Annotated in this window: 18 protein-coding genes; 10 read left to right on the top strand and 8 right to left on the bottom strand. The window is 59.7% G+C overall.

The annotated features are described in order from the left end of the window. Positions 1–121: 121 nt before the first annotated feature. On the bottom strand, positions 122–3,973 hold the full coding sequence (locus BMX68_RS14665) for a bifunctional diguanylate cyclase/phosphodiesterase (protein WP_051000647.1): 3,852 nt from the start codon (positions 3,971–3,973) through the stop codon (positions 122–124). Positions 3,974–4,262: 289 nt separating this feature from the next. Here BMX68_RS14665 and ettA point away from each other — a divergent pair, with 289 nt between their 5' ends. Then, positions 4,263–5,927, top strand: a complete 1,665-nt coding sequence (ettA, locus tag BMX68_RS14660) for an energy-dependent translational throttle protein EttA (protein ID WP_017132811.1) — start codon at positions 4,263–4,265, stop codon at positions 5,925–5,927. A gap of 135 nt (positions 5,928–6,062) precedes the next feature. Here the strand turns inward: ettA and BMX68_RS14655 are convergent, their stop codons facing one another. Together BMX68_RS14655 and BMX68_RS14650 are read right to left on the bottom strand one after the other, a co-directional pair. Further along, complete coding sequence (locus BMX68_RS14655; RefSeq protein ID WP_017132812.1) at positions 6,063–7,916, bottom strand: Lnb N-terminal periplasmic domain-containing protein; 1,854 nt, start codon at positions 7,914–7,916, stop codon at positions 6,063–6,065. A 74-nt stretch (positions 7,917–7,990) separates the two neighbouring features. Then, positions 7,991–8,479 (bottom strand): DUF3015 domain-containing protein, encoded by a 489-nt coding sequence (locus BMX68_RS14650; RefSeq protein WP_017132813.1) that lies wholly within the window; start codon positions 8,477–8,479, stop codon positions 7,991–7,993. A gap of 277 nt (positions 8,480–8,756) precedes the next feature. Here BMX68_RS14650 and BMX68_RS14645 point away from each other — a divergent pair, with 277 nt between their 5' ends. Both BMX68_RS14645 and BMX68_RS14640 read left to right on the top strand, forming a co-directional pair. Then, positions 8,757–11,195 carry a Lon protease family protein gene (locus tag BMX68_RS14645; RefSeq protein ID WP_017132814.1) on the top strand — a complete coding sequence of 813 codons (2,439 nt, stop codon included), beginning with the start codon at positions 8,757–8,759 and terminating at the stop codon, positions 11,193–11,195. Between the two features lie 285 nt (positions 11,196–11,480). After that, positions 11,481–11,813 carry a PA4575 family protein gene (locus BMX68_RS14640; RefSeq protein WP_017132815.1) on the top strand — a complete coding sequence of 111 codons (333 nt, stop codon included), beginning with the start codon at positions 11,481–11,483 and terminating at the stop codon, positions 11,811–11,813. A gap of 4 nt (positions 11,814–11,817) precedes the next feature. On the opposite strand, the gene BMX68_RS14635 is transcribed toward BMX68_RS14640, so the two are convergent. Then, a complete protein-coding gene (locus BMX68_RS14635) occupies positions 11,818–13,644 on the bottom strand; it encodes a hypothetical protein (protein ID WP_017132816.1) in 1,827 nt (608 codons plus the stop codon). Between the two features lie 173 nt (positions 13,645–13,817). Here BMX68_RS14635 and BMX68_RS14630 point away from each other — a divergent pair, with 173 nt between their 5' ends. After that, entirely contained in the window at positions 13,818–14,306 is a 489-nt protein-coding gene (locus BMX68_RS14630) for a TIGR00645 family protein (RefSeq protein WP_017132817.1), read from the top strand. A gap of 304 nt (positions 14,307–14,610) precedes the next feature. Beyond that, on the top strand, positions 14,611–15,228 hold the full coding sequence (gene bamJ, locus BMX68_RS14625; protein WP_017132818.1) for a BamJ family beta-barrel-assembly machinery protein: 618 nt from the start codon (positions 14,611–14,613) through the stop codon (positions 15,226–15,228). Positions 15,229–15,349: 121 nt separating this feature from the next. Here the strand turns inward: bamJ and BMX68_RS14620 are convergent, their stop codons facing one another. From BMX68_RS14620 to BMX68_RS14610, 3 genes are all read right to left on the bottom strand, one after another. Further along, positions 15,350–15,607 carry a PA4570 family protein gene (locus BMX68_RS14620; RefSeq protein ID WP_017132819.1) on the bottom strand — a complete coding sequence of 86 codons (258 nt, stop codon included), beginning with the start codon at positions 15,605–15,607 and terminating at the stop codon, positions 15,350–15,352. 168 nt (positions 15,608–15,775) lie between these two features. Further along, positions 15,776–16,117 (bottom strand): zinc ribbon domain-containing protein YjdM, encoded by a 342-nt coding sequence (locus tag BMX68_RS14615; protein WP_017132820.1) that lies wholly within the window; start codon positions 16,115–16,117, stop codon positions 15,776–15,778. A 177-nt stretch (positions 16,118–16,294) separates the two neighbouring features. Then, complete coding sequence (locus tag BMX68_RS14610) at positions 16,295–17,263, bottom strand: polyprenyl synthetase family protein (protein ID WP_017132821.1); 969 nt, start codon at positions 17,261–17,263, stop codon at positions 16,295–16,297. A gap of 380 nt (positions 17,264–17,643) precedes the next feature. On the opposite strand from BMX68_RS14610, the gene rplU reads away from it, so the two are divergent. The 5 genes from rplU to BMX68_RS14585 all read left to right on the top strand — a co-directional run bounded on the left by rplU (position 17,644) and on the right by BMX68_RS14585 (position 21,600). Then, complete coding sequence (gene rplU, locus BMX68_RS14605) at positions 17,644–17,958, top strand: 50S ribosomal protein L21 (RefSeq protein ID WP_003176051.1); 315 nt, start codon at positions 17,644–17,646, stop codon at positions 17,956–17,958. Positions 17,959–17,993: 35 nt separating this feature from the next. Continuing rightward, positions 17,994–18,251 (top strand): 50S ribosomal protein L27, encoded by a 258-nt coding sequence (gene rpmA, locus BMX68_RS14600; RefSeq protein ID WP_017132822.1) that lies wholly within the window; start codon positions 17,994–17,996, stop codon positions 18,249–18,251. Between the two features lie 246 nt (positions 18,252–18,497). Then, positions 18,498–19,721 (top strand): Obg family GTPase CgtA, encoded by a 1,224-nt coding sequence (gene cgtA, locus BMX68_RS14595; RefSeq protein WP_017132823.1) that lies wholly within the window; start codon positions 18,498–18,500, stop codon positions 19,719–19,721. A gap of 275 nt (positions 19,722–19,996) precedes the next feature. Further along, entirely contained in the window at positions 19,997–21,115 is a 1,119-nt protein-coding gene (proB, locus tag BMX68_RS14590) for a glutamate 5-kinase (protein ID WP_017132824.1), read from the top strand. Between the two features lie 20 nt (positions 21,116–21,135). Continuing rightward, a complete protein-coding gene (locus BMX68_RS14585) occupies positions 21,136–21,600 on the top strand; it encodes a CreA family protein (protein ID WP_017132825.1) in 465 nt (154 codons plus the stop codon). A gap of 132 nt (positions 21,601–21,732) precedes the next feature. Here the strand turns inward: BMX68_RS14585 and rpsT are convergent, their stop codons facing one another. Then, entirely contained in the window at positions 21,733–22,011 is a 279-nt protein-coding gene (rpsT, locus tag BMX68_RS14580) for a 30S ribosomal protein S20 (protein WP_017123459.1), read from the bottom strand. Positions 22,012–22,236 lie beyond the last annotated feature (225 nt).

Below are 22,236 nucleotides of genomic sequence, written 5' to 3'. Positions count from 1 at the left end.
GCGTTCACGCTACGTTTGGCTCGCAGCGAAGTCAGGGCGCGGGGTGGGCCCGCGGGGGAAAATGGCGCGGTTTTACGGCTGCTGCGGGTGCGGCGTCCTGACCGAGCCGCTCGTCACGAGGTCAGTCGAACATGAACAGCGCATCATTGCTGAACTGTGCCTCGAATCGATTGGCGGCCATTGGCCGGCCGAACAGGTAGCCCTGCACTTCATCGCAACCGTGCTCGCGCAGAAAATCCAGTTGCTCGTGGGTTTCCACGCCTTCGGCGATCACCGCCAGGTTCAGACTGTGGGCCATAGCGATGATCGCACGGGCTATTTGGGCATCCTGCTCGCCCGACGGTAAGCCGTCGACGAAGGTGCGGTCGATCTTCAACACGTCGATGGGGAACTGCTTGAGGTAGTTGAGCGACGAGTAGCCGGTGCCGAAGTCGTCCACGGCAATGCTCAGGCCGAGATTTTTCAGGCCGGCGAGGATCAGCATCGCTTCGCTGACTTCGCGCATCAGGATACTTTCGGTCAGCTCCAGCTCCAGGCAGGCCGGTGACAAACCGGTGTCCCGCAGAATGGTGGCGATCCGCGTCCCCAACTGTCCGTCGGAGAACTGCCGCGCGGAGATATTTACCGACACCTTCGGTACCCGAACCTTGTTCTGGTGCCAGGTTTTGAGCTGGCGGCAGGCCTCGGACAGCACCCAGTCACCGACATCCACCACCAGCCCAAGTTCTTCGAGCACTGGGATAAAGTCGCCCGGCGGCACCAGTCCGCGTCGTGGATGGCGCCAGCGCAGCAACGCTTCGGCGCCAGTCAGGCGCTTGCCGTCGCCGCTGAACTGTGGTTGGTAGTAAAGCACGAATTCATTCTGTTCCAGGGCGTGGCGCAGGTCGCTTTCCAATTCCAGGCGTTCCAGGGCGCTGGCGTTCATGTCGGCCTGGTAGAACTGGAAGTTGTTCTTACCGCGCTCCTTGGCGTAGTACATCGCGGTATCGGCGTTTTTCATCAGTTGGCTGAGCTCGAAGCCGTCCTGTGGGCTCAAGGCGATGCCGATACTGGCGGTGACGAAGAACTCTCGTCCTTCGAGCACAAAGGGCGTCACCAGGCTTGAGAGGATCTGCTCGGCGACGTTAATCGCCCGGTTCAAGGCCATTTCGCGAGTGGTCCGTGGTTGCAGCAGCAAGGTGAACTCGTCGCCGCCCATGCGGGCCACGGTGTCATCTTCGGTGACGCACGCCAGCAAACGCGAGGCCATTTCCTTGAGCATGCGGTCGCCGGCGGCGTGGCCCAGGGAATCGTTGATCGGCTTAAACCGGTCGAGGTCGAGGAACATCAGCACCACCCAGGACTTTTGCCGTTCAGCCTGTTGCAGTGCGGTGTGCAGGCGGTCCTGGAACAGTGTGCGGTTGGGCAAGTGAGTCAGGGCGTCGTAGTAGGCGAGGCGATGGATCCGCTGTTCGCTGGCCTTGCGCTCACTGATATCACTGAAGAAGCACACATAACTGGCGAGGTCGCCTTCGTCATCGACCACGGCGGTGATGCCCACCCAGGCCGGATAATGCTCGCCGTTGCGCCGCTTGAGCCAGACTTCACCTTCCCACGTGTTGTGCTGTTGCAGTTGCTTGAGCACATAGCGCAGGTGGGCTTGCTGCTGGTCGTCGACCGTGAGCATGTTAGGTAACTGGTCAAGGACATCGGAGACAGCATAACCGCTGACGCGGCTGAAGGCTTCGTTGGCCTGGACGATATAGCCGGCCGGGTCGGTAATCAGGATCGCCGAGGTCGAGTGCTCGAAAACCGTGGCGGCCATGCGCAGGTCTTTTTCCGCGCTACGCTGCTGGCTGATATCGCGACCGACGCCCAGAATGCCTTCGAAGGCCCCCTGTTCGTCCCAGATCAGCACCTGGCGCAGTTCAACCGGGATCTTGCGTCCATCGGCCCGCAGGCAATCGAACAGAAACAGTTGAGTCTGCACTTGGCTGCGCAGCTCGGCCAGTTGGTCGGGTTTGTCCAGAGCCTTGCTGACACGTTCCATCAACTGGTAGATACCGGTCAGTTGCAGCGGGTTGGCGATGGTCGAGTGCCAGCCGTTCTGGAGGACCCAGTCGACTTCATAACCGAGCACGGCCTGCACCGACGGGCTGACATAGTTCAGGCGCAGCTCACTGTCAGTGGAGAAAATCACATCGCTGATGCTTTCGGCGAGCATCCGGTAGCGCTGTTCGCTGTCGCGCAGGGATTCGCTGGCCTCGATCTGGTCGGTGATGTCCTTGGCCACGCCAATGATCCGCGTGACCTGATCATACTGGTCCCGGGCCAGGGCCTGCTCGCGGATCTCGAAGCGCCGCCATTTGTTATCGCGATGGCGAAAGCGCAACTGGCAGTGCAGCAGTTGACTGTACCCGCCATGGCGCTCCTGATGGCGCAGGCGGTGATAGTGTTCGGCGTCTTCGGGATGCAACAGAATCTCCCAGAAGTACTCGCCCATCTGCTGCAGTTCACTCTTGTTGTAGCCGAGCGTCTGGCCCAGATGGTGGTTGCTGAAGATCATCCGCTGGCTCATCACGTCCTGCACGTAGAGGTGATCCGGCACGGTACGCACGACATCCGACCAGAACCCCTCGCGCTCCAGCAACGAGAGTTCGATCAGCTTGCGGCTGGTGATATCGGTGATGCTGAGGATGACCGTCGGGTAGTCGCGAGGGTCTTGCGGCAGACGCAGGACCAGCCAGAGGTGCTGGTCCTGGCCGTGGGCGTCGGTGAGCTTGATCTCCAGTTCCAATTGGCTCTGGCGGTTGATCAGCGCTTCCACCAGTGGGTAGCCGATACCGCTGATCTGCATTGGGCGACCGTCGATCAGACAACTCCAGGCGGTCTCGCGAGAGTCGACACTGAGCAGGCGCAGCGCCACCCGGTTAATCTCGGTGATGCGCAATGCTTCCAGCAGCAAGCGCCGGTGTTCGGGATCCTGAACGATCCAACGCTTGAGGCTTTCACTGTCGGTCAGGCGGTGGCTTTCGAGAAACGCCGGCAACTCTGACAGGTCGAGGACGCAAAGTGCCACGCCGGTGCCTTCGAACATATCCTGGTAGCGCCGCTGTCCTTCATGTACCAGGCGCTGGCGGCGGCGCCTATTGATCAGTGCCAGCACCGGCAGCATTGACAGTCCTAGTCCCAGCAGGCACTTGCCGATCAACGCAGGGAGCAGTTCCTTGAGTACCTGGCGCTGGTCGAGCAGGCCACGCAACTGCCAGTCGCTGTTGGACAGCGGGACGATGAGTACGCTGTTGGCTTCGTCATCCGGTTGTAGCACCGAAGGCTGTGGGATGATGTCGTTATCGCGGCTGATGACGCGATGATTCCGGCGGTTCTCGATAATCCAGGTGGGTCGAAGTTTTTGCTCGGTCTGATGGGCGAGGTCCTGGAACAGCCTTGGCGACAGGCGCAATGCCCAGTAGCCGTTGGTCTCGCCGCTGGCCTGGTGCAGCAGCAGGTACACCCGCGCGCCGTCGTTGTCATTGCTGAAGTAATAGACCTGGGAGCGGGTGCCGCGCCGGACCAGCTCGGCGAGGTAGCCGGTATCCTGGCTGTCGACGGCGCTGTCGCCGATGAGGCTGCCCTTGGCGTCGAGCCGCGCAATACTCTGGATATCCGGCAGGGACAGGCGCAGTTTGCCCAGTAGTTGCTGTTGCTGCTCGCGAGTCTTGGGCGGCTCGAAGATCGGCAACAGGTTGGCCGCAATCTGCGCATTGAGCTTCATCTTCATACTGAAGTGATCGGCCTGCTCAGCGCTATAGTCGATGCTGTACTGGCGCTGCATCTGGCGGGTTTGCTGGAATTGATCGATCAGTTGCCAGAACAGCAGGGCGAGCAGGAACAGCACCGGTATCGCCAGTATGCCTTTGATTGTGCCGAGTAAGGGCGTACCGACCACATGAGGGGGTGCGCACACGGGCGATGGCGGGTTGGCGTTGGTCAAACTGTGATCCTGCGGTTGGGCTGGATTGGCGCGACATGCACTATAAGCCGGACGCCCGAAGGGCGCCTAGCATGCCTTGACTTGTGGCAAAGTGCCAGTGCTGTTCGGCCGAGCGGTTTGCCCTGTTTCACGCATTCAGGTAGCTTTGCTGGTTACGCGGGAGGTTTGCGCTCCTCATTGAGGCTGGGATTGGCGTCGCGTTGGCCAGGCATGACGCATGCCGCACGATCCCGCCTTGTCCGAGCTAGGCTCGCGCCCTTATTCAACAGTCACTGACGCTAGGTTCTCCATGGCTCAATACGTCTTCACCATGCATCGGCTGAGCAAAGTTGTTCCGCCGAAGCGGGAAATCCTGAAAAATATCTCCTTGTCTTTTTTCCCAGGCGCCAAGATCGGCGTGCTTGGCCTGAATGGTTCGGGTAAATCCACTCTGTTGAAAATCATGGCCGGCGTCGATACCGAGTTCGACGGGGAAGCGCGACCGATGCCGGAGCTGAATGTCGGCTACTTGCCGCAGGAACCGCAGCTGGATCCGAGCAAGACTGTGCGTGAAGTGGTCGAGGAAGCGGTCAGCGTGATCAAGGACGCCCAGGCGCGCCTGGACGAAGTCTATGCCGCCTACGCCGATCCGGATGCCGACTTCGACAAGCTGGCCGCCGAACAGGCCAAGCTTGAGGCGATCCTGCAGGCCAGCGACGGTCACAACCTGGAACGCCAACTGGAAGTCGCCGCCGATGCGCTGCGCCTGCCGGCCTGGGATGCCAGGGTCGAACACCTTTCGGGTGGTGAAAAACGCCGCGTGGCGCTGTGCCGCCTGCTGCTGTCGGCTCCCGACATGCTGCTGCTCGACGAACCGACCAACCACCTGGATGCTGATTCCGTGGCCTGGCTGGAGCACTTCCTGCACGACTTCCCAGGCACCGTGGTCGCCATCACCCACGACCGTTACTTCCTCGACAACGTCGCCGGCTGGATCCTCGAGCTCGACCGTGGCGCGGGTATTCCCTACGAAGGCAACTATTCGGGCTGGCTGCAGGCCAAGTCCGATCGTCTGGCCCAGGAGTCCAAGCAGCAGTCGGCCCATGAAAAGGCCATGAAGGAAGAGCTGGAGTGGGTACGCAAAGGCGCCAAGGCTCGCCAGTCGAAATCCAAGGCCCGTCTGCAACGCTTCGAAGAGATGCAATCGCAGGAATTCCAGAAGCGCAGCGAGACCAACGAGATCTGCATCCCGGCCGGTCCGCGCCTGGGCGACAAGGTCATCGAATTCAAGAACGTCAGCAAAGGTTATGGCGACCGCGTGTTGATCGACAACTTGTCGTTCAGCATGCCCAAGGGCGCGATTGTCGGCGTGATCGGTGGTAACGGTGCCGGTAAGTCCACACTGTTCCGCATGCTAATGGGCAAGGAAACCCCGGACTCGGGCAGTATCGAGATCGGCGAGACCGTGCAACTGGCCTGCGTGGACCAGAGCCGTGACGACCTCGACGGCAGCAAGACGGTGTTCCAGCAGATTTCCGACGGTTCCGACCAGATCCGCATCGGCAACTACGAGATTCCGTCGCGCACCTATGTCGGGCGTTTCAACTTCAAGGGCGGCGACCAGCAGAAGTTCGTCAAGGACCTGTCCGGTGGTGAACGTGGCCGCCTGCACCTGGCCCTGACGCTGAAAGAAGGCGGCAACGTTCTGCTGCTCGACGAACCCTCCAACGACCTCGATGTTGAAACCCTGCGTTCCCTGGAGGAGGCACTGCTGGACTTCCCGGGTGCGGCCATCGTGATCTCCCACGATCGGTGGTTCCTGGACCGTGTGGCGACGCACATCCTGGCCTACGAAGACGACTCGCAAGCAGTGTTCTTCGAAGGTAACTACAGCGAATACGAAGCGGATCGTAAGAAACGTCTCGGCGACGCGGCGGCCCAGCCGCATCGGGTACGACACAAGAAACTGGCCTGATCGGGTCGAGGTTGAAAAGCGCAGCCCTTCGGGGCTCATGCCTGTCAGCTAAGAACGATCTGCAGTCTGACCGACCGCCCGCTCGCCGGTGCGTGCGGGCGGTGTGAATAGCGCCCACCTGCCTTCAGGCCCGGCTCAATAGTGATACCACTTCACTTCCAGCTTCACCTCGTTCTCTGGCGTCGCCAGTTTGCTGAACTCGCGCTCGGCACTCAGGCGCAGGCCGAGGTTGCGCGACAGTTGCCATTGTTGGTTCAGGCTCAGGCTGCGCCGCACCTCGCCATTGGTGAAGTAGTCGCCCTTGGCCTCCAGGCTCAGGTTGCCCAGCGGGTTTTTCCACAACAGGCCGGTATTGAACCCGCTGGCCGGCGAGACGAACGCGGCGAAATCGGCGTTGTGTTCGACGCGCACGGTGCCGAGGGCAAAGCCGAGCAATTGGTCGCTCAACTGCCAGGTGCCACCGGCTCCGCCATTGACATGGCTGACCAGGGTCTGGTCGTCGTGTTTGCCGGGCACCCGTTCCAGGCCACCGGTCACTTGCCAGGACCAGGGTTGCAGCAGCGTGTTGCGCGGTGTCAGCGAGCGAATGGTCGCCAGGTCCAGTTGCTGCAACTGCCAGTGGTTGCTTTCGTACTGGCGTAGTTTCATCTGCAGGATTTCGATCTGAGCGCCGAGCGGGAAGCCCTCGGCGTTGTCGTTCAAGTCGTGGTAGGCCATGCGCAGGCCGTACTCGGCGAAGGCCTTGTCGCCGCGAGAGCCGATTGCGGCCTGCCAGGTGCGCGACTCATGGCCGTTTTCCGGCAATCCTGGCGGTGTGATCCGCAGTTCTGGCGCGGGATTTTGGTTGATCGCCCGGAGTAGTTCGAAGCTGCGTTGCGAGCGCACCGGATCGCGCTCCAGGCCGTTGGCCCGGTAGCGTTCGAGGCGATAGGCGGCGTCGACGATCAGCGCCTGGCGAGCCCTGGGCTGGGCCTTGAAAAGTGGGTCCTGGAGGACTTTCTGATCCGCGCTGGCTTTGAGTACCCACTGCTGCTCATCGGCACTCAGCGGTTTGGCCCGTTCCAGCAATTCACGCTCGCGGGAGGGACGATAGTCGATCTTTTCCACCAGGCCGGCGGCCTTGACTGCCTTCACCGTGTCGGTGGGGATGGCCGTCAGCGGGAACTGCCCGGTCAGGCGCAGGCTCGGTCGGGCGACTTGCAACAACTCCAGGAGGCGATAGGAGCAGTTTTCGTCGAAGAAGAAGTAATCGAACTGGATCTGCTTCAGCTCCCAGACGTGCTCGACCATGCGTTGGGTTTCTGCCGGCGTCAGGTTCAATCGGTACTCCCAGAGATCGCGGTTTTCCAGGCTGCGGTACTCGGCGAGTTTTTCCTGGTAGGGCACCAGGGCGAACAGTCCCGGATAGCCACCCATCAGGCCTTTCCAGGCATACAGGATGCTGTTGTCCGAGCCTTCGATATAGGCACCGAAGTTGATCGCATAACTGAGCAGCGCGGTCTGGTCGCGCTGGACATCTTCCTGGTCGATACGCAGCAGGGTATGGCCGAACATCGACGAGGGGCTGTTCAGGTAGGCCGCCGGAAAGATCATCACCGTACTGTGGGGCGAGACGTCCTTGAACCATTGGTTGAAGTCGGAGCAGTCCACAGCCGGTAGATCGCTCAGTTGCAGTTGCGCCTTGAGCCAGCGGCTGCGCGCTGGATAGACGCATTGGGCGTGTTGGTTACCGGCGCTGGCCGGGGCGTATAACGCCGCGACGGTGGCCTTCAGTTCCGCGTCCGGGTGATGGGCACCGTCGGCGGCGAGGAAGAATTTCTTATCGCTCACATAGCTGCGCCAGCCACCCAGCTTGGCACTTTCGTAATGGCCCAGGGAGATCCAGAAGGGGTCGTTGGCCAGTTGTTGCAAACGTTGATCATCGAGGTGCGTGGCGGCTTGGAGCGGGGCGCAGACACTGAGCGCCAGGTAGGCAAGGCGTTTGAGCATGATGGGCAACTGTTGTCAGACGAACGAGGGTCGGGCAGGGAGTGCCCGCTCCAGGAGGAGCGGGCGGGGTGCGGTTAGGCCTGAGGCGCGTATTTGGCCAGGCGCGGATCGCTCTTGAGTACGGCCAGGGTATTGGTATGCACGTCGTCGGCGGTCACGTCAGCCTGGCTGAAGATCTGCTGGAAGTGCTCGTGGGTCACGGCCGCGAAATGGGCGCGGTCTTGCGGCGCCACACCCAGGACCACGGCATAGGTGGTCAGTGCCTCGCCCTGACCCTTGGCCATGTCTTCGGACAGCTCGTTCATCATGCCATTCATGGCAATCCAGGATTTGCCGCCGTAGGTCAGGGCGTCTTTGGTGGTACAGCCGTTGGTGCCGGACGTCATCCCGAAGGTGGCGTTACCTGAAGTGCCGTTGGTGGTGGAGGCCAGGAAGTGTGCCGGGGTGCCACGTTGACCTTTGAACAGCATGTTGCCCCAACCGCAATCCGGGCCGCCTGGCGCCTGGGCCATGGCCTGGAAGGAGACAACGGTGAAGAGAGTACCGAGAAGAATCCGTTTCATAGCTTTATTCTCTTTATGTGCATACCAATGGACAAGGGTGTCCGGCCTGTGAGAGCGCCGGTGGGCCGGTTATCAGTCCAGCCGTGCACATTGGAGTTTAGGCACGATCCGAGGGTTCCGTGTTTTTTCCCCGGGTGAATAAGATAGACATCGTGTTGCAGCCCTGTTTCCAGGGCTTTTGTCCCGTTGTGCGGAATCACCTGTCGCTTGCCTTGCCAGTCGGGTACGGCCAGCGCCAGAATGCCGTTATCTGCCCCGCCTGATGTAAGGAAGCCCGATGCCTGATTCTGTTGCTGCCAGCCTGCGTCTAGCGCCCGAAGCGCTGACTCGCCCTTTCTCCGCTGAACAGTTCAGCTTCTCTACCACCAATGATCTGGAGCCCTTTCGCGGTGTGCTTGGCCAGGAACGCGCGGTCGAAGCGTTGCAGTTTGGGGTGGCGATGCCACGCCCCGGTTACAACGTGTTTGTCATGGGAGAGCCTGGTACCGGGCGTTTTTCCTTCGTCAAACGCTACCTGAAGGCGGAAGGCAAACGCCTGCAGACCCCCTCGGATTGGGTCTACGTCAATAATTTCGATGAGCCGCGCGAGCCACGGGCGCTGGAGTTGCCCGCAGGCGAGGCCGGCGCGTTCATCAGCGATATCAACGGTCTGATCGACAATCTGCTGGCGACGTTTCCGGCAGTGTTCGAGCATCCGTCCTACCAGCAGAAGAAAAGTGCCATCGACCGTGCGTTCAACCAGCGTTATGACCGTGCCCTGGATGTGATCGAACGCCTGGCGCTGGAAAAGGAAGTCGCCCTGTATCGCGACAGCAGCAATATCGCCTTTACCCCGATGAGTGACGGCAAAGCCCTCGACGAGGCGGAGTTCGCCCAATTGCCGGAGGCCGAGCGCGAGCGTTTCCATACCGATATCGCCGACCTCGAAGAGCGTCTCAACGAAGAGCTCGCGAGCCTGCCGCAATGGAAGCGCGAATCGAGCAATCAGTTACGCCAGTTGAACGAAGAAACCATTACCCTGGCCTTACAGCCTTTGCTCGCGCCGCTGTCGGAGAAATATGCCGAGAACGCGGCAGTCTGCGGTTACCTGCAAGCGATGCAGGTCAACCTGCTCAAGACCGTGGTCGAGCAATTGGTGGACGACAGCAAGACCGACGCCGTGGCCCGCAAGGTGCTGGAAGAGCAGTACGCGCCGAGCCTGGTGGTCGGCCATCCGGCCAGCGGCGGTGCGCCGGTGGTGTTCGAGCCGCACCCGACCTACGATAATCTGTTCGGTCGTATCGAATACAGCACCGATCAGGGGGCGCTGTACACCACCTACCGGCAATTGCGTCCGGGTGCGCTGCATCGCGCCAACGGTGGTTTCCTGATCCTCGAAGCGGAGAAGATGCTTAGCGAGCCGTTCGTCTGGGATGCACTCAAGCGCGCCTTACAGTCGCGCAAGTTGAAGATGGAGTCGCCGCTGGGCGAGTTGGGGCGTCTGGCGACCGTGACCCTGACGCCGCAGATGATGCCATTGCAGGTCAAGGTCATCATCATCGGCGCGCGACAGTTGTACTACACCCTGCAGGACCTGGATCCGGACTTCCAGGAAATGTTCAGGGTGCTGGTGGACTTCGACGAAGACATCCCGATGGTCGATGAAAGCCTGGAGCAGTTCGCCCAGTTGCTCAAGACCCGTACCTCGGAGGAAGGCATGGCCCCCTTGACCGCCGATGCGGTAGCCCGGCTGGCGACCTACAGTGCGCGCCTGGCCGAGCATCAGGGGCGTCTGTCGGCGCGGATCGGCGATCTGTTCCAACTGGTCAGCGAAGCGGATTTCATCCGTCACCTGGCTGGCGACGAGCGGACCGATGCCGGTCATATCGAACGGGCGCTCAAGGCCAAGGCCACGCGTACCGGCCGGGTTTCGGCGCGGATTCTCGACGATATGCTGGCGGGGATCATCCTGATCGATACTGCCGGTGCTGCGGTCGGTAAGTGCAACGGCTTGACGGTGCTGGAAGTCGGCGATTCGGCGTTTGGCGTAACGGCGCGGATTTCCGCCACGGTGTATCCGGGTGGCAGCGGGATCGTCGACATCGAGCGCGAAGTCAATCTCGGGCAGCCGATTCACTCCAAGGGCGTGATGATCCTCACTGGCTACTTGGGCAGTCGTTATGCCCAGGAGTTTCCCCTGGCGATCTGCGCGAGTATCGCCCTGGAGCAGTCCTACGGTTATGTTGACGGCGACAGCGCCTCTCTCGGTGAGGCCTGCACGCTGATTTCGGCCTTGTCGAAAACTCCGCTCAAACAATGCTTCGCCATTACCGGCTCGATCAACCAGTTCGGGGAAGTGCAGGCGGTCGGCGGGGTCAACGAGAAGATCGAGGGCTTCTTCCGGCTCTGTGAAGCCCGTGGCCTGACCGGCGAGCAGGGGGCGATCATCCCGCAGGCCAACGTCGCCACGCTGATGCTTGATGAGAAGGTTCTGCACGCCGTGCGCGCCGGACAATTCCATGTGTATGCGGTACGTCAGGCCGACGAGGCGCTGAGCCTACTGGTGGGCGAGCCCGCCGGCGAGCCGGATGCCGACGGCCAGTTCCCGCAGGGCAGTGTCAATGCAAGGGTAGTGGAGCGTCTGCGGGTGATCGCCGAAATGATCGGCGAAGACGACCTTAGGGAAGCCGACAAGGAGGCCGCCGAGCAGGCGCTGGCGCAGGTCAAAGCGTCCTGACGGCTAACGGCCTGCATAGACTGTGAGAGTAGGCTCTTTCGTGGGGTAGGCTGGCCGACGAAAGAGCCCTTAAAGCCGCCAAAAAAGCTTTGCTGGCAAGCCAGCTCCCGCACGCTGCGCCTGAAGTTGTTTTCCATGATCAGAACTTTTGCGTCCGTTGGTCCTCCAACACTCTGTGTGCGGTGGATTTATTCTATTCTCTGGGCAGGGACATCCACTGTAGTCACTGGAACGATACAGCTTCCCGCAGGAGGCTGAAGACAGGACTTACCGAGGGTCGCCGCCATGTCGCGCAGCCTTTGTCTTACCCGCCAATGCCTGGGTCTGGTCACCCGTATCGAATGCGTTATCCGCCCGCTCGCCGGTGATAATGGTATGTGGACTCTCTTGTTCGCCGCTGGAATGGCCGGTGAGCAACCTTCCGCGATCAAGTCCCAGGGGCCTTTCCATGGCCCCTTCGTCGCTGAATCGATCCTCGACTCGATTGTCGAAAGTCTGACTCTGCACGGCTACCAGTTGGCCGAGGAACCGCAGATTTGGCGCCTGCATCTGCAGGCCCAGCTACGGCAGATCAACGGCAAGCGCGGTCGACATCCCGGCGGCTGCGAACTGCACTGAGGCACTACTCGGCAGGTTCGTTGCTGCGCGCCTTGTCGAGCTTGACTTCGAAACCGTACTCGATGGTCTTCAGGTTCGTGCGCTGGTAGCTTTCCAGATGTGTCGGTTGGCCGTAGAAGTAGTGCACTTCATACAGCGGCGGCGAGTCGGCTTTCTCATTGTGGCGGGTGGCGAGTATTTCCTTCAGGTAGTTGCCGCTGTCGTCCTTGGCATAAAAGCGCCAGGATTCGACCGGGAACAGCTTCTGCTCGACCACCAGCGCGTTGCCCTTGAGTTCCAGGCCTTTGGGAAGCTGGCGAGCGTCCAGGGTGTTTTTCTGGACCTCGGCGAGAAACAGCGGTATCGAACCGACAGCATAGGCCGGCGTGTCCGGGAATAGGTTGAGGTCGTAGGTGATGGTGCTTTCCAGTGGATTGACCTCGAACGCTTCCCTGGACAGTTCCAGCGGTTTACCGCGTTTTCCCTGTTCGTCTTCGGCAAAGAACGTTACGGGGCTGTCGCCAGGACTGAAAGAGGTACCGAGCAGCTCGTCGTTGAAGGTCTTCGGATGGTAGAACTCAATGCGCGCGGCACTGGCGTCGTCCACTGACTGGCTGATGCTGATGCTTTTTTTCAGGTGTTCGGCGTCGAGGTTGGCGCCCTTGAGGTAGTGGGTCGCCTGGTCGTCGTACACCACTACTGGCATCGGCAGTGGGCGAATTTCCTGGCGGGTGGTGTTGTCGAACTGGCGTATCGGAAGGTCTAACTCCTTGCGGTTGACGGTGGCGCCGGAGAAATCCAGCACGCTGATTTCCAGCGTGTCAACGATGCCATTGAAGTACACACGGATGTAATGGCTGCTCTGCTTGGCCTCGAAGTCTTTTCGCTGATTGTCGAGTTTCTGCTCGAATGCGTCGCTCCAACTTTTCTGCTTGAGCATTTCATCCAACTGCTGCTGGTAGAACGCGATCTGCGCGGCGTTTTCATTGATGGCCCCCGAGCGCGCCAGGAGCTGTCCGGTGCTGTCCTTGGCCTGGACGATCAGTGAGTTCAGCGGGGTATCGCCGACCGGCGCGGCTTGCGACGCGCTATTGCGTAGTTCGATCTCAGCATTGTTCCGGTCAAGGGAGACCAGGGTCAGATTGATGTTTTCATTGTTCTGTTGTTTGCCGATGTCTTGGCGGGTCAGGTTGAAGGTAAAGACCTTGCGAGGCGCAATCACTTCGATCTTGCCGTGCAGGGTCAATGGCTGGGGTTGGTTGCGATTTTCGACTTCTACTCCATCGATGTAAGGGTAGGTCACCGTCAGCTCGTCCGGATTGGTCACGTTGGCGCTGGACGGGCTCAACTGAATGCCGGGATCGGTTTCCGACCATTCTGGTTGGAAGGGAACGACCTGCTTGTTACTTAAGGTTACCGACTGCCATTCCAACGCATGGGGGAAGGGGAACCCCGCGGGATAGTTGAAACTGAACGGGAAGATCGGCTGCAGGTCAGTCAGGTAGTCGGAGCTGGAGTCCTTGCGCAGCACGAACAACCCGTTGATATAGGTGTCGGCCAAGGCCTGCGGAGTGGGATAGTGCTTAAGCAGCGCCAGGGCATCGTCGCTGTACTGGGTCTCGATCGGCTTGTTCTGCAGGCGCGCTCGGGCGCGTTCGAGCAGCAGCAATGAGCCGCCGAGGTCTGCGACGGCGTCCTTGAGCTTGGGGTCTTGGATTGCGTCGAGGGTTTTTTCGAATTGTGCGGTTTTTTCCTCGAGACTGATCTGTTGCTGTTTATCGTTGGGGGAGCAGCCGCTTATCAGCAGAGCTACCGAGAGTCCGAGGCAACCCAGGGGGCGTCGCAAATCCATTGTTGAATTTTCCTGTCCACAGTGCATGCGCGAGGTCGTTGATGTCGACACTAGCAGAAAATCGCCGTTGTAGAGCGCTCACTCTGTTGAACGAGGCAGTTGCCGCGTGCTTTTTTCCCTCGAGTTTCACGGCTGGTATACTCGTCGCCATTTTCAGGCGATATGTGAGATTCATGGAACGGTTTATCGAAAATGCAATGTATGCCTCGCGCTGGCTCCTGGCGCCGATCTACTTCGGGTTGTCCTTAGGATTGCTGGCATTGGCGCTGAAATTTTTCCAGGAGGTGCTTCACGTCATCCCCAACGTGTTCGCCATGGCCGAGGCCGACTTGATCCTGGTGCTGCTGTCGCTGATCGACATGGCGTTGGTGGGCGGGTTGCTGGTGATGGTGATGATCTCCGGCTACGAGAACTTCGTTTCCCAACTGGATATCGACGAAGACAAGGAGAAGCTCAGTTGGCTGGGCAAGATGGATTCCACTTCGTTGAAAATGAAGGTGGCGGCTTCCATCGTGGCAATTTCCTCGATTCATCTGCTGCGGGTATTCATGGACGCCAAGAACATCGATCCGGTGCACTTGCAGTGGTATGTGATCATCCATATGACCTTTGTGGTCTCGGCCTTTGCGATGGGTTACCTGGACAAGTTGACCAAGTACTGATCAGCGCGCTTTGTAGTCTCTCGTGCCGCCCGTGTGTTGTGAAACGCATGGGCGGTATCGTTTTCGCCTTGTGCTGATGCCAACGCTGCCGTTTCAGTGGGTCCGGTACACGACGAAATGTGTGGAGTGCCTGCCGGTGTCGAGGGGCGCATGCGGGTGCCATCGCCTTCTGCCATTTTGGTTGGCGAGGCTGCTAACGCTGGACGCTTCTGTGCTAGTCTGCTTGCCCTTTTTGGTTCCGGGCGCGAGGGAAATGCCATGTTTCAGGGTGTTTTCCAAAGCAGACCCATAGCGGAGCAGTGAAATGTCCGAAGTAAATCTGTCCACCGACGAAACCCGCGTCAGCTACGGTATTGGCCGTCAGTTGGGCGACCAACTGCGTGACAACCCGCCACCGGGCGTGAGTCTCGATGCAATCCTGGCCGGCCTGACTGACGCATTCGGTGGTAAGCCTAGCCGTGTGGGCCAGGATGAACTGTCCGCCAGCTTCAAGGTTATCCGTGAAGTCATGCAGGCCGAGGCCGCCACCAAGGCTGAAGCCGCGGCTGCGACCGGCTTGGCATTCCTGGCTGAAAACGCCAAGCGTGAGGGCATCACTACCCTGGCATCGGGCTTGCAGTTCGAGGTGCTGACCCAAGGCGAAGGCGCCAAGCCATCCCGTGAAGACACGGTTCGCACGCACTACCACGGCACTCTGATCGACGGCACCGTGTTCGACAGTTCCTACGAGCGTAGCCAGCCGGCCGAGTTCCCGGTAGGCGGCGTGATTGCCGGTTGGACCGAAGCCCTGCAACTGATGAATACCGGCAGCAAATGGCGCCTGTATGTGCCGAGTGAATTGGCCTACGGCGCTCAAGGCGTTGGCAGCATTCCGCCGCACAGCGTTCTGGTGTTCGACGTCGAGTTGCTCGACGTTCTGTAACAAGTTACGGCCCTGTAGGAGCAGGTGCTCCGGCATTGCGGCTTGCCCGCGAAGCTTCTGGCACCCTTGAGGGCCACCAGGTCCTGCTCCCACGGGAATCGCACCGGCACAGGCATCGTTGTCACACCTGCAGCTTGCTGTTCAGGTCTCCCGTCGGGCGCAAGGCCCGGGCATAACAGAATAGAAACAGACTGCGCACCAGTTCTTTGAGCACCAACGGCTCACTGGAGCTCAGGCTGCTGACATCCAGGTCACCCTGGTCCTGTAGTTCATTCAGGGCTTCTTCTTCCAGGACTGCACAAACTTCACCGGTTTCCCGATGCAGGATGCGCAGATAAGGGTGTGGGCGGTCCAGCCAAGCATCGATCAAATAAGTCATGGTCTCATCTCCTTGATGGGTATCAATGAGAATAGTTCTTATTCAACAAATGACAAGTACCTATTAGCGAATTCCCGGTTTTTCTGTGGATGAGTTGTCTGGCGTCAAGCGTAGGGGTGCGCTGTGATTCCCGTGGGAGCTGGCTCTCAGGGGAGATGCCGTGTTTGTTCAGACCTTTTTGACGAACTCTGATTTCAGCTTCATGGGTCCGATGCCGTCGATCTTACAGTCGATATCGTGATCGCCGTCGCACAGGCGGATGTTCTTGACCTTGGTCCCGACCTTGACTACCAGGGAGGTGCCCTTGACTTTAAGGTCTTTGATCACAGTGATGGTATCGCCATCTTGCAGGACGTTGCCCACGGCATCTTTTTTCACGCTGTCAGCGGCCGCCGTCCCGGCTTCGTCGGTAGCGGACCATTCATGGGCGCATTCCGGGCAGACCAGTTGGGTACCGTCTTCGTAGGTGAATTCGCTATTGCATTTCGGGCAGGCTGGCAACGTGCTCACTAAGGCTCCTCAGGTTCAGGAAGGCTAAAAACGCACATTATATAGGGTTTTGCCTGAGAAGGAGCGTTGTGGGCGGGCCGGTCCGGCATTGCGGCTTGGCTGTGAAGGGGTCTCAAGGACGCCAGAAGCGAAGCGGGCAATCGGACGTCGATTGGCCGCTCCCACAGACCGCCGCGATCAGTGAGTACGGGCGACCGCGAATTCACTCAGTTCTACCAGCGCATCGCGATACTCGCTGGCTGGCAAGACTTCCAGACAAGCGATTGCGCGTGCGACGTAGTCACGGGCCAGTTGCGCGGTGTATTCCAGCGAACCCGAGGCTTCAACAGCGGCGCGAATGCTTTCCAGGTCCTCGATCCCGCCTTTCTGGATCGCCTGGCGTACCAGGGTGGCCTGCTCCGGTGTCCCTTCGCGCATGGTATAGATCAGCGGCAGGGTCGGCTTGCCTTCGGCGAGGTCGTCACCGACGTTCTTGCCCAGGGTCTGGGCATCGCCTTTGTAGTCCAGCAGGTCGTCGACCAACTGGAAGGCTATGCCCAGGTGGTCGCCGAAGGTGCGCAGGGCTTCGGCTTGTTCCTCCGTGGCCTGGCACAGGGCGGCGGCACTGTGGGTGGAGGCTTCGAAGAGCATCGCGGTCTTACCGCGGATAACTTCCATGTAGGTTTCTTCGGTGGTACTGGCGTCACGCACCTTGGACAACTGCAGCACTTCGCCTTCGGCGATGATACGCGTGGCTTGGGCGAGGATCTTCATGACCGGCATCGAGCCCAGTTCGACCATCATCTCGAAGGAGCGCGAATACAGGAAGTCGCCCACCAGCACGCTGGGGGCGTTGCCCCACATGGCGTTGGCGGTGGAGCGGCCACGGCGCATGCCGGACATGTCGACCACATCGTCATGCAACAGGGTGGCGGTGTGCAGGAACTCGATGGTCGCCGCCAGCAGGCGTAGGTCATCGCCTTCTCGACCCAGGGCCTTGCCGCACAGCAACACTAATAAAGGACGCAGGCGTTTGCCCCCGGCCGAGGTGATGTAGTCGCCGATTTTCGAGACCAGCGGCACCCGAGAAGTCAGCTGCTTCTTGATGATGCCGTCGACGGCGCTAAAATCGTCCGCCACCGTGCGGTAGAATGCTTGGGGTTGCATCAGCGAGAGTCGCTCCAGAAGGGTTGCGCGGCATGCTAGGGCGGGGGTCCCGGCCTGTCAAGGCGCCGCCAGGCTCAGTGCAAGCCGCCGCGCTCGATAATCGTGCGGCAAAAGCAGGCTCGCACTGCTCATTTAGACCACTAAACTACGCGTCCTCGCCCGCTTTTTTCCCCGGTCTTCCCTTCGCTCGCCACGCGTTCACGACGCCTGGTCTGCACTTGCAAGGATCGGGCAGCTTGCGTACAATCGCGCACCCTGAACTTCCTGGGCAGCACCTGCCTTACGCAATTGCACCGGGGCCGTTCCAGCCCCCTGCAGCCATGCCAGCCACTACCTTTACCTATAAAGCGCTGGGTGAGCAGGATTATCGGAGAAATACCATGTCTTACGCAGTAATCGTTACCGGCGGCAAGCAGTACAAAGTCGCTCCAGGTGAATACCTGAAGATCGAAAAACTGGAAATCGCCACCGGCGAATCCGTTACCTTTGATCGCGTTCTGTTGGTCGCCAATGGCGATGACGTGAACATCGGCGCTCCAGTTGTTGCAGGCGCTACCGTTGTGGCTGAAGTGATCTCCCAAGGTCGTCACGATAAAGTCCGCATCATCAAGTTCCGTCGTCGTAAGCATCACATGAAGCGTATGGGCCACCGTCAGTGGTACACCGAGATCAAAATCACCGGTATTCAGGCTTAATTTCAGCCTAATCCCCTTTTTGGAGAATTGAACTCATGGCACACAAAAAAGCGGGTGGTAGTACCCGTAACGGTCGCGACTCAGAAGCTAAACGCCTTGGCGTGAAGATGTATGGCGGCCAGGCTATCAAAGCGGGCAACATCATCGTGCGTCAGCGCGGCACCCAGTTCCACGCCGGTTACGGCGTTGGCATGGGTAAGGACCACACTCTCTTCGCTAAAGTCGAAGGTGTGATCAAGTTTGAAGTAAAAGGCGCTTTCAATCGTCGTTACGTGAGCGTTGTCGCGGCTTAATCGCGAGGATGCTGGAGAAGCCCCGTCTTGCGACGGGGCTTTTTCGTTTGTAGGGTGAGTCTCTTGCAAAGCTGTTTGTATGGGCTGTCGGCGCTGGATTTTTCGGTGGTTGAGCGGGTTTGTTCGAAAGCTCGCCGCGCAGGCAGGTTTCGGGCAAGGCCTGAGTTGCCGCGCTCATCTTTGCAAGAGTCTTATACTTGATATTTGTGGTTATTCGGCTCGTCCCGGTGACGAGAGGCATGTGTTATGAAGTTCGTTGATGAAGTATCGATTCGCGTAAAGGCTGGTGACGGCGGCAACGGTTGTATGAGCTTTCGCCGGGAAAAATTCATCGAGAACGGTGGTCCCAACGGCGGTGATGGCGGTGATGGCGGCTCGATCTACATGGTCGCCGACGAAAACCTCAATACTCTGGTGGACTACCGCTACACCCGGCACTTCGATGCTGAGCGCGGTTCCAATGGCGGCAGCACCGATTGCACCGGCAAGAAAGGTGAGGATCTGGAGCTGCGCGTGCCGGTCGGCACCACGGTGATCGATTCCGCCACCCAGGAAGTTATCGGTGACTTGGTCAAGGCCGGTCAGCGTCTGTTGGTGGTTCATGGTGGCTGGCATGGCCTGGGCAACACCCGCTTCAAATCCAGTACCAACCGGGCGCCGCGCCAGACCACGCCCGGCAAACCGGGCGAGCAGCGTGACCTCAAGCTGGAAATGAAGGTGCTGGCTGATGTCGGTCTGTTGGGCTTGCCGAATGCGGGTAAAAGTACCTTTATCCGCTCGGTCTCGGCCGCCAAACCGAAGGTGGCCGATTATCCGTTCACTACGTTGGTGCCGAACTTGGGGGTGGTCAGTGTCGATCGCTGGAAAAGCTTTGTCATTGCCGACATTCCGGGGCTGATCGAAGGTGCTTCGCAAGGTGCTGGCCTGGGGATTCGCTTCCTCAAGCACCTGGCGCGTACCCGGCTGTTGCTGCACCTCGTCGACATGGCGCCGCTGGATGACAGCAGTGCGCCGGACGCCGCCGAAGTGATCGTCAACGAGCTGACTCGTTTCAGTCCGTCGCTGGCGGAGCGTGATCGCTGGCTGGTGCTGAACAAATGCGACCAGATTCTCGAAGAAGAACATGAGCAGCGGGTCAAGGAAGTGGTCGAGCGCCTGCAGTGGACCGGCCCGGTCTATGTGATCTCGGCGATTGCCAAGGAAGGGACCGAGCGCCTGACTCGCGATATCATGCGTTACCTGGAAGATCGTCTCGACCGCCTGGCCAACGATCCGGCCTATGCCGAAGAGTTGCGCGACCTCGACCAGCGCATCGAAGATGAGGCGCGTGCCCAGTTGCAGGCCCTGGACGACCAGCGCGCCTTGCGCCGCAGTGGCGTCAAGAGCGTCCATGATATCGGTGACGATGATTGGGATGAAGAAGATGTCGATGACGAGGATGGTCCGGAAATCATTTACGTCCGCGACTGATTCCTTCGGTAAACTAGTACGCCGCTCACTGAAGCGGCGTTTTAGTATCCGTGCGAAAAGTGGCGGCGCTCGGCCATGCGGCGTTAAAGACAGTCTCGGAACGCTCGTGTAGATCCCAGTAGTTGGGCACGATCCCGGTCGTTCCTCGCTTGTTTTTGTCGTGTCCGGCCTGCGCTGGCCGACTGTTCGTGCGAATACTGTATCGGTAAACGTCAATCACATAATTGCGTGGGTGGTGCTCGGTCGCGCTGCTCGCAAGCTAAGGTTGGAAGATCATGCGGAGCAAGGTGACAGGTGCGCGGCGTTGGGTTGTGAAGATCGGCAGCGCGTTGCTGACGGCGGACGGCAAGGGGCTGGATCGCGCGGCAATGGGGGTCTGGGTCGAGCAAATGGTGGCCTTGCACGAGGCGGGCGTGGAGCTGGTGCTGGTGTCGTCCGGCGCGGTGGCGGCAGGCATGAGCCGGCTTGGCTGGACGGTGCGACCGAGTGCCATGCATGAGTTACAGGCCGCAGCAGCCATTGGTCAGATGGGGCTGGTGCAGGCTTGGGAGTCGAGCTTTGCCGAGCATGGTCGCCATACCGCGCAGATTCTGCTGACCCACGACGACCTGTCCGATCGCAAGCGTTACCTCAATGCACGCAGTACGTTGCGAGCCCTGGTGGAGCTCAAGGTGATCCCAGTGATCAACGAGAATGACACCGTGGTCACCGATGAAATCCGTTTCGGCGACAACGATACCCTGGCGGCGCTGGTTGCCAATCTGGTGGAAGCGGACCTGCTGGTGATCCTGACGGATCGCGACGGCATGTTCGACGCCGATCCGCGCCACAATCCCGATGCCCAACTGATCTACGAGGCGCGTGCCGATGATCCGGCGCTGGATGCGGTGGCGGGCGGTACCGGTGGCGCCTTGGGGCGCGGTGGTATGCAGACCAAGCTACGTGCGGCACGGCTGGCGGCGCGCTCCGGTGCGCATACGATCATCGTTGGCGGTCGCCTGGAGCGGGTGCTGGATCGCCTGAAGGCGGGCGAGCGTATCGGTACCTTGTTGTCGCCCGAGCGCGGCATGCTGGCCGCACGCAAGCAATGGCTGGCCGGGCATCTTCAGACCCGTGGCACGCTGGTGCTGGATGATGGGGCGGTCAATGCCCTGGTGCGTGATCATAAGAGCTTGCTGCCGGTAGGGGTGAAACGGGTGCAGGGGAGCTTCCGGCGTGGCGAAATGGTGGTGTGCGTGGCACCGGATGGTCGTGAGATTGCCCGTGGGCTCGCCAACTACAGCGCTTTAGAGGCGCAGAAGATCATTGGTCAGTCATCGGATGCGATTGTCGGTTTGCTGGGTTATATGGCAGAGCCTGAGCTGGTTCATCGCGATAATCTGATTCTAGTGTAATGGGCTCGAAGGAGAAGGGCATGAAGTGGGTGAAAGGGTTATTGGGGTTGTTCCTGGTGACGCCGTTGTTGGTGTCGGCTGAAGAGATCGGTCGAGTGTCCACGGTGTTCAAGTTTGTCGGTCCGAATGACCGGATTGTGGTCGAGGCGTTCGATGATCCGAAGGTCGAAGGGGTGACGTGCTATTTGTCTCGGGCCAAGACGGGTGGCCTGAAGGGTGGTCTGGGCTTGGCGGAGGATCGTGCCGAGGCTTCGATTGCCTGTCGCCAGGTTGGACCAATTCGCTTCAGTGGTGAGTTGAAGGAGGGTGATGAGGTGTTCAAGGAGCGCACGTCGCTGGTGTTCAAGACCATGCAGGTGGTGCGCTTCCTCGATAAGAAGCGCAATACGCTGGTGTATCTGGTCTATAGCGATCGCTTGATCGAAGGCAGTCCGCAGAATGCAGTGACGGCCATTCCGATTCTACCTTGGCCGCAGAACCCCTGATTTCGCCGCTGGCTCCCGCGTCGCCCATGGGCGCGGGAAGACAGGTTGTAGTGTTCTGCATCGCCATTCAGGGTAAATATTCCGGGCAATAAAAAACCGACCCTGGGGTCGGTTTTTTAACAAGCGTGTCGCTTAGGCTGCGGCAGCAAGGTTCAGGGCCTTGATATGGCCATTCAGGCGACCTTTATGGCGAGCGGCCTTGTTCTTGTGGATGATACCTTTATCGGCCATGCGGTCGATAACAGGAACAGCCAGAACATAGGCAGCTTGAGCTTTAGCAGCGTCTTTTGCGTCGATGGCTTTCACTACGTTCTTGATGTAGGTACGAACCATGGAACGCAGGCTGGCGTTGTGGCTGCGACGCTTCTCAGCCTGTTTTGCACGTTTTTTGGCGGAAGGTGAGTTGGCCACCGTCGAGCTCCTCGAAAGACTTTTTAGGAAATAGCAAACAAAATAGGCCGCGAATCATGCCGATGAGTTGAAGTCTTGTCAAGGGCAGGCAATGCGTTCCGCTGAGTGGTCGATGCAGTTTTCGTGAAAACGACCGCGCCGACAATACTGCGTCAAAAACAAGCTCGGAATGCTCATGCAGATCCCTAAGTCGGGTAGGACCCCAGGCTTGTTTTTGCCTTGTCT

The organism is Pseudomonas agarici (genome assembly GCF_900109755.1).
GTDB classification, from domain to species: domain Bacteria; phylum Pseudomonadota; class Gammaproteobacteria; order Pseudomonadales; family Pseudomonadaceae; genus Aquipseudomonas; species Aquipseudomonas agarici.
This window is presented reverse-complemented; position numbering and strand designations above follow the sequence as displayed.

What these genes read in the sequence shown, in the direction of transcription:
- ettA (WP_017132811.1), top strand. Translation starts at nt 4,263, where the DNA reads ATGGCTCAATACGTCTTCACCATGCATCGGCTGAGCAAAGTTGTTCCG.
- BMX68_RS14655 (WP_017132812.1), bottom strand. Translation starts at nt 7,916, where the DNA reads ATGCTCAAACGCCTTGCCTACCTGGCGCTCAGTGTCTGCGCCCCGCTC.
- BMX68_RS14650 (WP_017132813.1), bottom strand. Translation starts at nt 8,479, where the DNA reads ATGAAACGGATTCTTCTCGGTACTCTCTTCACCGTTGTCTCCTTCCAG.
- BMX68_RS14645 (WP_017132814.1), top strand. Translation starts at nt 8,757, where the DNA reads ATGCCTGATTCTGTTGCTGCCAGCCTGCGTCTAGCGCCCGAAGCGCTG.
- BMX68_RS14640 (WP_017132815.1), top strand. Translation starts at nt 11,481, where the DNA reads ATGTCGCGCAGCCTTTGTCTTACCCGCCAATGCCTGGGTCTGGTCACC.
- BMX68_RS14635 (WP_017132816.1), bottom strand. Translation starts at nt 13,644, where the DNA reads ATGGATTTGCGACGCCCCCTGGGTTGCCTCGGACTCTCGGTAGCTCTG.
- BMX68_RS14630 (WP_017132817.1), top strand. Translation starts at nt 13,818, where the DNA reads ATGGAACGGTTTATCGAAAATGCAATGTATGCCTCGCGCTGGCTCCTG.
- bamJ (WP_017132818.1), top strand. Translation starts at nt 14,611, where the DNA reads ATGTCCGAAGTAAATCTGTCCACCGACGAAACCCGCGTCAGCTACGGT.
- BMX68_RS14620 (WP_017132819.1), bottom strand. Translation starts at nt 15,607, where the DNA reads ATGACTTATTTGATCGATGCTTGGCTGGACCGCCCACACCCTTATCTG.
- BMX68_RS14610 (WP_017132821.1), bottom strand. Translation starts at nt 17,263, where the DNA reads ATGCAACCCCAAGCATTCTACCGCACGGTGGCGGACGATTTTAGCGCC.
- rplU (WP_003176051.1), top strand. Translation starts at nt 17,644, where the DNA reads ATGTCTTACGCAGTAATCGTTACCGGCGGCAAGCAGTACAAAGTCGCT.
- rpmA (WP_017132822.1), top strand. Translation starts at nt 17,994, where the DNA reads ATGGCACACAAAAAAGCGGGTGGTAGTACCCGTAACGGTCGCGACTCA.
- cgtA (WP_017132823.1), top strand. Translation starts at nt 18,498, where the DNA reads ATGAAGTTCGTTGATGAAGTATCGATTCGCGTAAAGGCTGGTGACGGC.
- proB (WP_017132824.1), top strand. Translation starts at nt 19,997, where the DNA reads ATGCGGAGCAAGGTGACAGGTGCGCGGCGTTGGGTTGTGAAGATCGGC.
- BMX68_RS14585 (WP_017132825.1), top strand. Translation starts at nt 21,136, where the DNA reads ATGAAGTGGGTGAAAGGGTTATTGGGGTTGTTCCTGGTGACGCCGTTG.